Origin of the sequence: Christiangramia flava JLT2011 (genome assembly GCF_001951155.1) — a bacterium.
GTDB classification, from domain to species: domain Bacteria; phylum Bacteroidota; class Bacteroidia; order Flavobacteriales; family Flavobacteriaceae; genus Christiangramia; species Christiangramia flava.
Genome location: NZ_CP016359.1, coordinates 2641858 through 2655161, shown reverse-complemented (window position 1 = coordinate 2655161; position 13304 = coordinate 2641858). Strand labels below are relative to the sequence as shown.

Sequence of the window (13304 nt, the reverse complement as noted above, 5' to 3'; positions counted from 1 at the left end):
AGAACAACAGCCCTGGCTTTCTCTTATTTATTTTAAACTTCTGAATTAGAATCGGCTTCCAAACAATTCGACGTCTTCATCGGTAATTTCCGTACCTCCAAGAATGATCAGTCGTTCCACCACATTCCGAAGTTCGCGAACATTTCCTCGCCATTCACTTTCCTGGAGCTTATCAATAGCCTCTTTCGTGAATTGCTTTTCGTTGATGCCCTGCTCCTGCGCGATCTTTTTACTGAAGTGATCCACCAGCAAAGGGATATCTTCTTTACGCTCCTTCAGCGCCGGAACTTCAATAAGAATTACCGCAAGGCGGTGATACAGGTCTTCCCGAAAATTATTGTCTTCGATTTCTTTTTTCAGGTCTTTATTGGTTGCAGCGATCACCCGTACATCTATTTTGATATCCTTGTCGCTTCCAACCCTGGAAATTCGGTTCTCCTGAAGCGCGCGTAACACTTTCGCCTGTGCAGATAGGCTCATATCGCCAATCTCATCCAGGAAAATCGTTCCTTTATTGGCCGCCTCAAATTTCCCAGCACGATCTTTATTGGCCGAGGTAAATGCGCCTTTTACGTGACCAAAAAGCTCACTTTCGATCAATTCAGAAGGAATGGCCGCACAGTTTACCTCGATCATTGGCCCTTTAGAGCGATCACTTTTCTGGTGCAGCCAGTGTGCCACCAGCTCTTTTCCTGTTCCGTTGGGTCCTGTAACCAGTACACGGGCATCGGTATGCGCCACTTTTTCGATCATGTCTTTGATATGGACAATGGCTTCAGATTCCCCGATCATCTCATAATTCTTGCTCACTTTTTTCTTGAGGCGGGTATTTTCGGCTACCAGTTCCTTACGGTCGAGTGCATTGCGAACAGTATTCAACAGCCTGTTGAGATCTGGCGGTTTGGAAATATAATCGAAAGCGCCAATTTTCATGGTATTCACCGCAGTATCCAGGTCTCCGTGACCAGAGATCATCACCATAGGCACATCAGGTTTGATCTTTTTGGTCGCTTCCAATACCTCAACGCCATCCATTTTCGGCATTTTGATGTCGCAAAGAACCAGGTCAAAATCTTCATTTTTGATACGCTCCATGCCGGCAAGACCATCTTCGGCCTCCACCACTTCATAATCTTTATTTTCTTCGGAAAGTATTTTAACGAGGACCCTTCGAATCGAAGCCTCGTCTTCAATCAATAATATCTTAGCCATTCTTTTTGTGCATTTCAGTCGGAAAAACGGCAAATTCACTGCCTTTTCAACTTTCGATTAAAGTACTACAATAATTTCAATTTAAACCGGGTCTTAAAGTAGCCCCAACAATTGTTTAATCTTTCACTGAAAATCTTATTCGTTTTTAGGCTTTTCCGGAGCGGCACCGGGAGGATAAAAAAGATGCACATCTCTTTGAGGGAAAGGAATGGTGATATTGTTCAACCTGAATTTCTGGTCGATCCTGAACCTGATTTCACTTTTCGTCTTGGGATCCACAAAACTGTCTGACACATAAAAATGCAAACCGAACAACAGTGCCGAATCTCCAAAATCTTCAAATAATACGAAAGGTTCGGGTTTTTTAAGGATGTTTTTCTGCTCCCGGGCGCATTCCAGCAACACTTCCCGCACGCGTTCTACATCGCTTCCGTAGGCCACACCCACTCTAACCGATTCCCTGGTGGTCTTATGATTTTGCGTGTAATTGAATACCGTGTCACTGATGAATTTATGATTGGGAATGATCATGACCTTATCATCACGGGTTAGTGCCCGGGTCGTACGCAGTTTGATCTCGAAAACACGGGCCACACGACCTTCCATTTCGATAATATCGCCTACCAGAAGTGATTTATCAAGAATGATAAAAACCCCGCCGATCACGTCCTGGAAAAGTTCCTGCAACGCCAGACCAATACCTACGAAAAGTGCGGCAGATGCCGTTAGTAAGATCGTTACATCGATTCCTGCTGAACTTAGCGTGATCAGGATCACCGCGAGATACACGAAATATTTGATGAATTTAAAGACGCTGATGAACTTCAGCTTGTCTTCCTCCAGCAGCTTGGAAGTTATGAACGAACGAATAAGCCGAAGAACCACACTGGTCACCACGAAAGCCAGAATGACCAGCACGATCATTCCTACTGAAATATTGATGGTTTCGCCACCAATCGGAATTTTATAGCCAAATTCCCAGATATCCTTGATGGTTCCCCAGATATCCTGTTCGATGACCTCCTTGACTTTTTCCTGCGCGTTCTCCTGCATTCTTAATATTTAAGCCATTTGAAAATTTCCTTATACGTTGGTTTTTTTCCGTACATCAGGATTCCCACCCTGTAAATTTTGGCAGAAATCCATAAAACTCCAAATATAGTTCCCAGCAGTACCACTACGGAAGCCAGAATTTCATACCACGGCACGCCGAAGGGAATGCGCATCAGCATCACGATGGGTGAAGTTAAGGGGAAGATAGAAAAAATGGTAGAAACGGTGCCATGAGGATTTTCAACTACTGAAAAGAAACCTACATAAATTCCCAAAACCAGCGGAAGTATAATCGGGAACATGAATTGCTGGGTATCAGTTTCGCTGTCTACCGCTGCCCCAATGGCAGCATAGATCGAACTGTACAGGAAGTAGCCCCCAACAAAATAAATGATAAAGAAACTGAGCAGGCTGGCATAGGGCAGTTTTAAGATTTCCACGACCAATTGATTGATCTCCGGTTGTGGCGCGGTCTTCACCATTTCGCTCGCAGGTGTCTGTACCGTTGCGGGATCAATTCCTAAAAATGAACTTATCCCGAAAAGCAGCACGGCGCCCAGGATGATCCAGATCGTGAATTGCGTAACCCCGGCAAGAGATGTCCCAGTCACCTTCCCGAGTAGCAACTGGAAAGGTTTTACCGATGATACGATGATTTCAATAATGCGGTTGGTCTTTTCCTCGATCACGCTTCGCATCACCATATTTCCATAGATGATAATGAACATCATCAAAAGGTAACCGGCAGCGCCGCCGAAAAACATCTTAATGTAATTGGCCATTTTCGAGCTGCGTTCCCCTGAAAAATTCTGAATGGAAATATCCACTTTTGTACGTGCCTTATCAATTTCAGACACATCAATTCCTTTCCGGATTAGCTGTTCTCGCGTAAGCCTGTCGGATATCGTTTTTTCAATATTTTCCACCGTTCCAAAGCCAGGCGTTTCTTTTCCGAAGAATTCAATTTCCGACGGCCTGGCATCCCCGGCTTCCATTTTCCCGATATGGATAAGCCCGAAATACTCGCTGTCCAGTACTTCCTTACGGGCCTGCTCGAGAGATTCTTCGGAATAATCCAGGTACTGAACCTGTTCCCCATCCTTAAATTCCGAAGAAAAAAGGCCGGTTTCGTCATGTATCCCGATGATCTTCTGCTCGGTACTGTTCAGCATGCTCAGATATGCGATCAGCATGATCATCCCTACAAAAATCAGCGGACTCAAAAAGGTCATGATGATGAAGGTTTTGTTTCGTACCCTTGCCAGGTATTCTCGTTGTATGATGAGTGATAAATTACGCATTCTGGGTAACGGTTTTAATGAAAATATCGTGAACCGATGGGATCACTTCCACAAAATGATTGATCTGCGCTCGACTTGCCAGGTACTGGATCAGGTCGTTGGAAGAATGTGTTTCAGGGAGATGGATTCGAAGTTTCAGATCGTCGTTGATACTCTTGAAACTAGCAGGACCGATGTCAAATTTCTCCTGAAGTTCCTGTCGCAAAATTTCTTCCTGCGGAGTAGACAAACCAACTTCAAAGGTGTTCGATTTATATGCTTTCTTGATATCGATCACCTTCCCGTCCAGTAATTTATTCGATTTGTGAATCAGTGCGATATAATCACAGAGTTCCTCCACGCTTTCCATACGGTGAGTGGAAAAAACAATGGTCGCACCTTCTTCTTTCAACTGAAGGATTTCATCCCGAATGATATTCGCATTCACAGGATCAAACCCACTGAAAGGCTCATCGAAAATCAACAATTTTGGGCGGTGCAGTACTGTAATGACAAATTGTACTTTCTGCGCCATTCCTTTGGAAAGCTCCTGTATCTTTTTGTTCCACCAGCCTTCGATACCCAGCCGTTTAAACCAGTATTCGAGCCTCTCTTTAGCTTCACTGCGGCTCAAACCTTTTAATCGTGCCAGGTACATGGCCTGCTCCCCAACTTTCATGGATTTATACAACCCGCGCTCTTCCGGCAGGTAGCCAATATGCACAATATCGTTAGGATGAAGCGGCTTTCCATCCAGAAAGACCCGGCCTTCGTCTGGCATGGTGATCTGGTTAATGATTCTGAGGAAAGTGGTTTTACCGGCTCCGTTTGGGCCTAAAAGTCCGAAGATACTCTGCTTCGGAATATTGATTGAAACGTTGTTGAGTGCAGTAAAATCTCCAAATCTCTTATAGATATTTTCTGCAACCAAAAGATTTTCCATAAAGCTTTTTAAGTGGTGATAAAGATAGCTAAAACACGAAAGAACGCCTTCCGAAAAGGGCAAAATTCAGAAAGCACAAACCCGCTAAAAACACAAAACCCACCCTTAAAAGGATTAAGGATGGGAAAAAAATTGCTATGAAAAAGAAAAATTATCACTAAAAGACTTAGCGATAGTCAAATATATAAAAATTATCTTAAAATTGGGTTTTTAAGAAAACATATCTTTAACTTTTTCAAAGAACGATTTGTCACTTTTCTCCGGATTCGGCTGAAAGTTCTCGTCATTAGCCATTTTCTCGAAAAATTCTTTTTGTTCTTTTGAAAGTGTTTTTGGTGTCCAAACATTGACGTGCACCAATAAATCTCCTTTTCCATATCCGTTCAAACTGGAAATTCCCTTTCCTCTCAAACGCAGTATTTTACCTGACTGTACACCTTCTTCGATCTTGATGCGCACCTTTCCGGTCACGGTATCAATTTCTTTGGAAGTCCCCAGCGCTGCCTCAGAATAGCTGATGTACAGATCATAGTGCAGGTTATCACCTTCTCTTTGAAGGCTTGGATGTTCTTTTTCCTCGATCGCCACCAGCAGATCTCCCGGAATCCCGTTTCCGGGAGCTTCGTTTCCTTTTCCGGAAACTTTAAGCTGCATGCCATCTTCTACTCCAGCAGGGATCTTGATCGAAACGGTTTCTTCTTTCTGAATTAGCCCCTGAGCATCGGCATTATCCGGCTTTTTATCAATAATCTGCCCGGAACCGCTACACGTGGTACATGGCGAGGCAGTTTGCATTCGCCCTAAAATAGTATTGGTGACACGGGTTACCTGCCCGGTACCGTTACAGGTAGAACAGGTTTTGTAAGTGGTACCCGGAGCCTGTACCTTTCTCTTTACTTTGATCTTTTTCTCGGCACCATTGGCAATTTCTTCCAGCGTAAGACTTACACGAATGCGCAGATTGCTACCTTTTGCACGACGCTGGCCACCGCCAAATCCTCCAAAACCGGAGAAGCCGCCACCAAAGCCGCCGCCAAAAATATCACCAAACTGGCTGAAGATATCTTCCATATTCATACCTCCGCCACCGCCGAAGCCACCGCCTTCAAAGGCCTGATGACCAAAACGATCATATTTGGCTCGTTTCTGCTCGTTTCCTAAAACTTCATAAGCTTCCGCAGATTTTTTAAACATATCCTCGGCTTTGGCATCTCCTGGATTTTTATCCGGGTGATATTTCAAAGCCATCTTGCGATACGCCTTTTTAATTTCAGCCGCTGAAGCGTTCTTACTTACACCTAATATTTCGTAATAATCTTCTTTCATGTCTGGTTTTTACGAATTTGTAAAACTTTTTACTGGCCGGTAACCACTTTCGGGTAACGAATAATACGTTCTCCAAGCTTATAACCAGGCTCAATGACGTCTACGATCTTGCCTTTCAATTTATCTGAAGGAGCTGGAATTTGCGTGACGGCCTCGTGAATTTCTGAATCAAAGGCATCTCCCTGCTCTACGGTCATACGCTCTAAACCTTTATTTTTAAGAGTTTCGCGTAATTTGTTGTGAATAAGCCCTACTCCCTGCAGCAAATCCTTGTCGGCTGATTTCTTCAATTCATTCATAGCCCTGTCAAAATCATCCATTACCGGCAGCATAGCTGTCAGTACTTCCTGATTGGCAGTTTTGAACAGTTCCAAACGCTCTTTAGAAGTTCGGCGTTTGTAATTCTCAAATTCCGCAAAAAGACGAAGAAATTTGTCCTTTTCCTTTTCCAGATCCTGCTTCAGTTTTTCTTCCTGGCTGGCTTCTGCAGATTCTTCAGCCTGCTCATTTTCCTGATCATCAAGCTGCTCCACTTCTTCAATGGCATCATTCAGGTTTTCTTCCACCTGATCTTTCACTTCTTTATTGTGCTGTGCGTTATTTTCTTTTCGACTCATATGCTTCAAAAATTTCTTTTTCAGCCGTATGTGGTCAAATTCGCTGCCAATTAAATCGAAATGTCAAAATGTCACAAACTTTTTTAATATTTCTTTTACATCATCTTATTTCAGAAAAATTACTTTTGCAGTTCATTTAAAAAAACTACTATGAAAAAAATTGTTTTGAACGCGCTATTGGTTAGCGCCGTGGCATTTACAGCCTGTAAGAACGATAAATCGAATGAAACCCAGCCAGAAGATGCTCAGGAAGTAGCAATGGCTTCAGAAGAGCAGGGAACTACTTTTAGCGTAGATTCTTCAGCCACAGTTATCGAATGGGAAGGTGAAAAACCTACGGGAAGCCACATGGGAACGATCAAAGTTTCTGAAGGGAACTTTACCGTAAACGATTCAGCAGTTCTTAGCGGAAACTTTACTATTGACATGAACAGCATCGAGGTGACCGATCTTGAAGGAGATCAGAAAGCGAATCTTGAAGCTCACCTTAAAGGTACTGTTGATGAAAAACAAGATGATTTCTTTAATGTAAAGAAATTCCCTACTGCTAAATTTGAAGTGACCGGAACTTCTAAAAGTGAAGATGGGAAGACCTTACTAGAAGGTAACCTGACCATTAGAGAAGAAACCAAGAATATCTCATTCCCGGTAAGCATTTCTCAGGAAGGTGATATGATGACTCTTACGAGTGAGGAGTTCACTATAGACCGTACAAAATGGAATGTGAATTACGGATCAAAATCAGTATTCGAAGGTCTTAAAGATAACTTTGTTTATGACGACATTCAGCTAAAGATCGATCTGAAAGCTAAAAAAGCATAAGCCAAGCCATAATTTGAATATTAATAAGAAAGCTGCCAGTTTTGGCAGCTTTTTTTATTTTTTAATTAATCTGTCAGATCGGCCAGCGCCCTGGAAAGCTGGTGATATTTGAAATTGTAACCAGCGCTGTCTATTTTCTTACAGCTTACTAACTGACTGGAAAGTACAATCTGCGACATTTCTCCCAGCAGTGTTTTCAGTGCAAATTTTGGCACATTTGGCAACCAGATACTTTTGCCCATTTGCTTCGCCAGTTCTTTGGTAAGTTCTTTATTGGTCACGGGATTAGGCGCGACCGCATTAAAAGTCCCGCTCAGGTGATTCTGAATGGCAAAAAGGAAAATTCCCGCGAGGTCTTCTACATGTATCCAAGACTGCCATTGCTTACCACTTCCCAGAGCCGCTCCCATATTGAGACTGATCGGTTTTTTGATCTTTTCCAGCATACCGCCTTCTTCGGCCAGGACGAGCCCGATCCTGATTTTAGCGACATCCAGGCCAATCTTTTCAAATTGGTCTGCCGCTGCCTCCCATTTTCGCACCACTTCTCCCACAAAATTATCGGCTACTGCCGCATCATCTTCAAAATATAATTTTTGAAGGGAACTGGGATAGACACCAATAGCACTGGCAGAAATGAAATTCTCTACCTCGTTTTCCTGTTTTTCCAGTGTTTCGAAAAGAAGGTTAGCGGTTGCCACCCTACTTTTAATGATCTGTTTCTTGTAAGAAGACGTCCATGGCTCGGCGATACTCGCCCCGGCAAGGTGCACAATCGTATTGACGCCTTCAAGGCATCCAGCCTCGATTTCCCCAGCGTCAGGATTCCAGTAAAAACCTTTGTAATTTTCCTTCTTCTGAATCTTCGATTTACCGGTCGTTAGGTAATGGACCTCCATCCCTTTTTCTAGGCATAAATCGGAGAGCCTCGACCCAACCATACCGGTAGCTCCTGTAATCAATACCCGCATATTTTTTTCTTTTAAGGTACTGAAGATTCTGAGACCAGCAGAAACATTATCACCTGTTTAACTGGCTTTTCCCGGAATTTTAACAGCCCTTAACATTTCCCTTTTCCCAGGAGGGCCAGGAAGTTTCTCCACCTGAAAGCCTGCCGCCAGCATGGCCCGCCGAACGCTTCCTTTCGCCGCGTAGGTCACGAGCACTCCGTATTCTTTTAACGACTGGAACATCAGCTGAAAAATTTCCTCTGTCCATAGTTCTGGTTGAACACGTGCGCCAAATGCATCAAAATAGATCAAGTCGTAAGCCTGTTCATCTTTAATACTGCTGAATTTCTTCTGTTGTTTTTTTAGAGTGAAACCAGGTCTTATTTCGTGAAGTTGCTCCCAAGCTACCCCGTGCATTTTTTCAAATGCTTCAGAAAAAGCTTCCGCTTTGGCAATTTTCGGGTAATTGAGCTGGGTGATCTCCTCCAATCTTACAGGATAGGCTTCCACCCCGGTATAGACGATGCCGATTTCTTCCGCAGCTGCTTTAACGAGGCTCAGGAATGCGTTAAGCCCTGTTCCGAAGCCAATTTCCAGGATATGCACCGGCATTTTCCGGTTGGTTTGTTCCAGGTAAAAATCCAGACCTGCTTGAAGAAAAACATGCTCAGCCTCCTGTACCGCTCCATGTTTGGAGTGATACTGCTCGTTCCATTCTGGTAAATGTATGGTTACCGATCCATCGCCGGTCACTAAAAATTTTCTTTCCAAAGCCTTATTTTTTCAGCAAAACCCCGTCTGCAATGAAGGCAGGCTGGGTAGAGACTTCAGTAATTGCGGCGATCTCCTCTTCACTGCTTCCGCCATCTTTTGCAAAATGCTTTTGATCTTCTACCGAAGTTTCTTTCAGAAAAGCCTTTCCGGAAACGATCACTTCCCGGCCTTCGATGTCTTTCGGCACAAAAAACCCGTAATCTTTAAAAGTGACACGGGGATCTTCTTCGCCAGGCAGGTCCAGTACCATCCAGCAACCTTTCATTTTACAAACGCTATTCACCGGTGCCTGGAATTTTACTTCCACGGTATCTCCTTTTTTCAAACCGGAATAAAGCTCTTCCATTTCCTTCGGATTTTTAAATCCTTCTTTTTCCAATTTCGCTCCAAAAGACTCGTAATGTGCAGCAAGATCAGCTTCCGAAGCTTTTTCCGAAGTATTTTCTTTACAGGAAACCAGGCTCAACAAACCCAGACCTAAAAACAGTAATTTTCTCATAATCGCAGTTATATCAGGCATTAAAGCCCAAATTTACCAAAACTTTAGATTTTGATTCTCTTTTTAATTCGGTAAATTTGCAACCTTATCCAACATTATGAAAAACCTTACCTCCATGTTAGACATACAGAAAGCAGACACTTCAAAGATCGATCAGGTAGATTTCAATAATCTGGTTTTTGGCCAGGTTTTTACCGATCATATGTTTGAGTGCGATTATAAAAACGGAAGCTGGCAGACTCCGGTGATCAAACCTTACGGTAATTTAAGCATGCCACCCTCAGCACGCGTATTTCATTACGGGCAGGCGGTTTTTGAAGGCATGAAGGCATATAAAGATCAGGATGATCAAATCTGGTTGTTCAGGCCGGAAGAAAATTTCAACCGTATCAATAAATCCAGTGAACGTCTTGCTATTCCTGAGTTCCCCAAGGAATATTTCTTTGAAGGTCTGGAAACACTTCTGAAAATGGACAGCGCCTGGATCCAGAAAGGCTTCGGGAACAGTTTATACATCAGGCCGTTTGTCATGGCTACGGAAGCAGGTGTTTCAGCATCTCCGGCCGGTGAATATAAATTCATGATTATTTGCTCGCCTGCTCAGGCTTATTACAGCGGTGAGGTTCGGGTGAAGTTTTCAGAAAAATTCAGCAGGGCTGCCGATGGTGGTGTGGGATATGCCAAAGCGGCCGGAAATTACGGGGCGCAGTTCTACCCTACCAATCTTGCCAAAGAAGAAGGTTTCCAGCAGATTGTCTGGACAGATGCTTCTACCCACGAATACCTGGAAGAAGCGGGTACAATGAACGTTTTCTTCAGAATTGGAGATAAACTGGTTACCGCGCCTACCAGCGACCGGATTCTGGATGGAGTGACCCGTAAAAGTGTCATCACCCTGGCTGAAGATCATCATATTGACGTGGAAGTTCGCCGGGTAAGCGTTCAGGAAATACTGGATGCCGCCAAAAGCGGAGAATTGAAGGAAATGTTTGGTTCCGGAACCGCTACGGTGATCAATCCAATTCTTGGCTTCGGATTTAAAGGTGAAAAATACGAATTGCCAAAGATCGAAGATTCCTATGCAAAGTTCTTTAAGGATACGCTGATGAAAATTCAGTATAACGAGGCGGAAGACAAATTTGGCTGGCGCCACCAGGTAAAATAAAAAAATGGAACCCCGGTCAATCCGGGGTTTTTTAGTATCTGGTTTTCTGCAAATCGTAACTCAACGCTGCAGCACTTTCCTGATATTCGGTTTAAAATAATTGGGGCCCTTCAAAACTTTGCCGTCTTCGCGATAGATCGGTTTCCCATCTGCCCCGAGTTTGCTCATATTGCTGGACTGAATTTCCTCAAAAACTTCTTCGATTTTATGCTGCATACCGTGCTCAATGATCGTTCCGCATAAGATATACAACATATCTCCGAGCGCATCTGCCACTTCTTCCAGATCATTGTTATTAGCGGCTTCCAGGTATTCTTCATTTTCTTCCTTCATGAGCTCAAAACGGAGCTTATTTTTGGCGGTTCCCAGATCTGCGGTTGGAATTTCTTTTATGCCCAACCCAAAAGCCGAGTGAAATTCTTTGACGGCGGCGATGCTTTTCTTCATAAAAAGAGCTTATTGATTTAACTTTGCATAAAAATACCAAAAATGTTTTCTACAGGTCAGTTGATTTTTGCCGGTTTTTTCGTGGTCGCTTTCGTGATCGTTATGATCTTCAGTTATCGAAAAGACAAGCGGCTTCACAAAAAATATTATAAAGGCAGTTTTTATATTCTGATAGGTTTTCTTGTATTCATTCTATTGCTATTCCTTATAAAGACACAGCTCAATCACTAGTCGCATCTTATAAATTACCTATATTAGTATCTAACCAATCCCAGCTTCCATGAAGATCTTAAAATACCTCTTCTTCCTTATACTGATTTTTATTATTGGTGCTTCTATCTACATCGCCACGAAAAAAAGTGATTTTGTGGTAGAACGTACCCGTACGTTCCACGCCCCGCAGGAACTCGTTTATTCTGAAGTAAACGATTATACGACCTGGAGAAACTGGCTGCCGTGGGCGAAAAGTTCTGGTGACATGATCATTGAATATGGGGAAAAGACCAGCGGCGAGGGAGGTTCATTTTCGTGGCGTAGCGATGAGATTGGTGAAGGCGACATGAAAACCATCAAAGCGAATCCTTATTCTGAAATCCTTCAGCAGCTTCGGATCAAAACCTCTTTAGGTCAATCGGTTTCTGAAGTTTACTGGGAATTCGAAAAGCAGAAAGACAGCACGCTCATTACCTGGGGCATGCGGGGTGAGCAGAGTTTTATGGAGAAATTGGCCTTTATATTCCACGATCAGTCGGTCGCGGAAATGATGAGCCCAAAATTTGAGGAAGGCCTGGATAATCTGGAAAACCAGATCAGGGAAAAAATGCAAAGTTACAGTATCAATGTAGACGGGATCACGCAGCACAGCGGGGGTTATTATATGTATATGGCAACGGCCAGCAGGATCACGCAGGTGCAGGATAAAATTGAGGCGATCTTCAGCGATGTCAACACCTATATGGAGGAAAATTCTATCGAAAGAAGCGGCAAACCTTTCGTTCTCTATAATCAATGGAATGAAAACCAGGGAACAGCGATCTATTCCGCAGGATATTTTACACCGGCCCAGATCATCACCCCTGAAGACAGCCCAATTCTTAGCGGCTTCCTCCCAGCACAGCGGGTACTCAAAACAACCCTGAAAGGCGATTACAGCAATTTAAAGGAGGCCTGGGCAGCTGCTTATACTTATATTGATGAAAACGGACTTATCGTAGACGAGGAGTCGCAGGCTTTTGAGGTATACCTAACAGGACCTAATGACAATGCGAACCCGGCAAAGTGGGTGACGCAATTATATATCCCATTGCAACCAGAAGACACCCAGGAAAATGATTAAGAACTTATTATTGGTATTTATTGGTGGCGGCCTGGGCAGTTCGCTACGTTACATAGTGGGAAAATGGCTCAATCCCAATGCGCTGATTCCCTATGGCACCTTTGTGGCGAATGTACTGGGAAGTCTGCTAATAGGGGTCATTTTAGGATGGGCAATCAAGAACAATGCCCTGAACAATCCCGTAAACCTGTTAATAGGAGTAGGATTCTGTGGTGGCTTTACCACCTTCTCTACATTCTCTTTTGAAAATTATGCCCTGCTAAAATCGGGTGATTACCTTCCATTTTTTGTGTATTTCTTCAGCAGTTTATTCTTCGGAATGTTAGCCGTTTTTGGCGGAATGCTACTTTCCAAACAATTCTAGATTTCAGTTTATTTAAAAACATCTAATTTTTTACAGTATTTTGATAAGAACCCCTAAAAATTTAGGGGTTCTTATTTTTTATTATGCAAAAATTGAACTACAACCCCATTTTATTAAGGGGTTGTTAAGATAATTTTATAATTTTAAACTCCTAATTAATAAATAATTATGAAAAAAATTGAAGCTATCATTCGCAAGTCGAAGTTTGACGCGGTTAAAAAAGCACTTCATGAAACTGAAGTGAACTTTTTCAGTTACTGGGATGTCACCGGGGTGGGCAACGAAAAAAGGGGCCACGTATATCGCGGTGTTTCTTATAGCACCAGTGATATTCAACGCCGCTACCTTTCTATTGTCGTTTCTGACGAGTTCGTGGAAAAAACCGTAAAGGTGATTCTAGAAACCGCCTATACCGGCGCTGTTGGAGATGGTAAAGTTTTCGTCCTTCCCGTAGAGGAAGCGTACCGAATTCGCACCAAAGAGAAAGGTACAGCCTCGTTAAACTAATCAATCAAT

At 43.1% G+C, this 13304-nt stretch carries 16 protein-coding genes; 6 read left to right on the top strand and 10 right to left on the bottom strand.

Features of this window, described 5'->3' with window-relative positions:
* Nucleotides 1-45: 45 nt before the first annotated feature.
* The 6 genes from GRFL_RS11510 to GRFL_RS11485 form a co-directional block, all read right to left on the bottom strand.
* Nucleotides 46-1212, bottom strand: a complete 1167-nt coding sequence (locus GRFL_RS11510; RefSeq protein ID WP_083644759.1) for a sigma-54-dependent transcriptional regulator — start codon at nt 1210-1212, stop codon at nt 46-48.
* A 135-nt stretch (nt 1213-1347) separates the two neighbouring features.
* The gene (locus GRFL_RS11505; protein WP_083644758.1) at nt 1348-2265 is read right to left on the bottom strand and encodes a mechanosensitive ion channel family protein; all 918 of its coding nucleotides are present in this window, start codon (nt 2263-2265) and stop codon (nt 1348-1350) included.
* Nucleotides 2266-2267: 2 nt separating this feature from the next.
* Nucleotides 2268-3566, bottom strand: coding sequence for an ABC transporter permease (locus GRFL_RS11500; protein ID WP_083644757.1), 1299 nt, complete (start codon nt 3564-3566; stop codon nt 2268-2270).
* On the bottom strand, nt 3559-4488 hold the full coding sequence (locus GRFL_RS11495) for an ABC transporter ATP-binding protein (protein WP_083644756.1): 930 nt from the start codon (nt 4486-4488) through the stop codon (nt 3559-3561). Before GRFL_RS11495 ends, GRFL_RS11500 begins: the two co-directional genes overlap by 8 nt.
* 210 nt (nt 4489-4698) lie before the next feature.
* Entirely contained in the window at nt 4699-5814 is a 1116-nt protein-coding gene (dnaJ, locus tag GRFL_RS11490; RefSeq protein ID WP_083644755.1) for a molecular chaperone DnaJ, read from the bottom strand.
* A 29-nt stretch (nt 5815-5843) separates the two neighbouring features.
* Nucleotides 5844-6431: a nucleotide exchange factor GrpE gene (locus tag GRFL_RS11485; protein WP_083644754.1), complete on the bottom strand. Its 588-nt coding sequence runs from the start codon at nt 6429-6431 to the stop codon at nt 5844-5846.
* Between the two features lie 150 nt (nt 6432-6581).
* Between GRFL_RS11485 and GRFL_RS11480 the strand changes: the two genes are divergently transcribed.
* The gene (locus GRFL_RS11480) at nt 6582-7253 is read left to right on the top strand and encodes a YceI family protein (protein ID WP_083644753.1); all 672 of its coding nucleotides are present in this window, start codon (nt 6582-6584) and stop codon (nt 7251-7253) included.
* 65 nt (nt 7254-7318) lie between these two features.
* On the opposite strand, the gene GRFL_RS11475 is transcribed toward GRFL_RS11480, so the two are convergent.
* The 3 genes from GRFL_RS11475 to GRFL_RS11465 are packed head-to-tail and all read right to left on the bottom strand — an operon-like array spanning nt 7319 to nt 9476.
* The gene (locus GRFL_RS11475; protein ID WP_083644752.1) at nt 7319-8224 is read right to left on the bottom strand and encodes a TIGR01777 family oxidoreductase; all 906 of its coding nucleotides are present in this window, start codon (nt 8222-8224) and stop codon (nt 7319-7321) included.
* Between the two features lie 57 nt (nt 8225-8281).
* Nucleotides 8282-8974: a tRNA (5-methylaminomethyl-2-thiouridine)(34)-methyltransferase MnmC2 gene (gene mnmC2 / locus GRFL_RS11470; RefSeq protein WP_083644751.1), complete on the bottom strand. Its 693-nt coding sequence runs from the start codon at nt 8972-8974 to the stop codon at nt 8282-8284.
* 4 nt (nt 8975-8978) lie between these two features.
* Nucleotides 8979-9476, bottom strand: a complete 498-nt coding sequence (locus GRFL_RS11465) for a DUF4920 domain-containing protein (RefSeq protein ID WP_083644750.1) — start codon at nt 9474-9476, stop codon at nt 8979-8981.
* 115 nt (nt 9477-9591) lie between these two features.
* On the opposite strand from GRFL_RS11465, the gene GRFL_RS11460 reads away from it, so the two are divergent.
* Nucleotides 9592-10641 carry a branched-chain amino acid aminotransferase gene (locus GRFL_RS11460; protein ID WP_236995793.1) on the top strand — a complete coding sequence of 350 codons (1050 nt, stop codon included), beginning with the start codon at nt 9592-9594 and terminating at the stop codon, nt 10639-10641.
* A gap of 60 nt (nt 10642-10701) precedes the next feature.
* On the opposite strand, the gene GRFL_RS11455 is transcribed toward GRFL_RS11460, so the two are convergent.
* Nucleotides 10702-11088, bottom strand: a complete 387-nt coding sequence (locus GRFL_RS11455; RefSeq protein ID WP_083644748.1) for a pyrophosphohydrolase domain-containing protein — start codon at nt 11086-11088, stop codon at nt 10702-10704.
* Nucleotides 11089-11130: 42 nt separating this feature from the next.
* On the opposite strand from GRFL_RS11455, the gene GRFL_RS11450 reads away from it, so the two are divergent.
* The 4 genes from GRFL_RS11450 to GRFL_RS11435 all read left to right on the top strand — a co-directional run bounded on the left by GRFL_RS11450 (nt 11131) and on the right by GRFL_RS11435 (nt 13295).
* Nucleotides 11131-11319: a hypothetical protein gene (locus GRFL_RS11450; protein ID WP_083644747.1), complete on the top strand. Its 189-nt coding sequence runs from the start codon at nt 11131-11133 to the stop codon at nt 11317-11319.
* Nucleotides 11320-11368: 49 nt separating this feature from the next.
* Nucleotides 11369-12424, top strand: a complete 1056-nt coding sequence (locus GRFL_RS11445; RefSeq protein WP_083644746.1) for an SRPBCC family protein — start codon at nt 11369-11371, stop codon at nt 12422-12424.
* Nucleotides 12420-12788, top strand: a complete 369-nt coding sequence (gene crcB / locus GRFL_RS11440; RefSeq protein WP_083646106.1) for a fluoride efflux transporter CrcB — start codon at nt 12420-12422, stop codon at nt 12786-12788. The genes GRFL_RS11445 and crcB overlap by 5 nt, the downstream gene beginning before the upstream one ends.
* A 168-nt stretch (nt 12789-12956) precedes the next feature.
* Complete coding sequence (locus tag GRFL_RS11435) at nt 12957-13295, top strand: P-II family nitrogen regulator (protein WP_083644745.1); 339 nt, start codon at nt 12957-12959, stop codon at nt 13293-13295.
* Nucleotides 13296-13304: the final 9 nt, after the last annotated feature.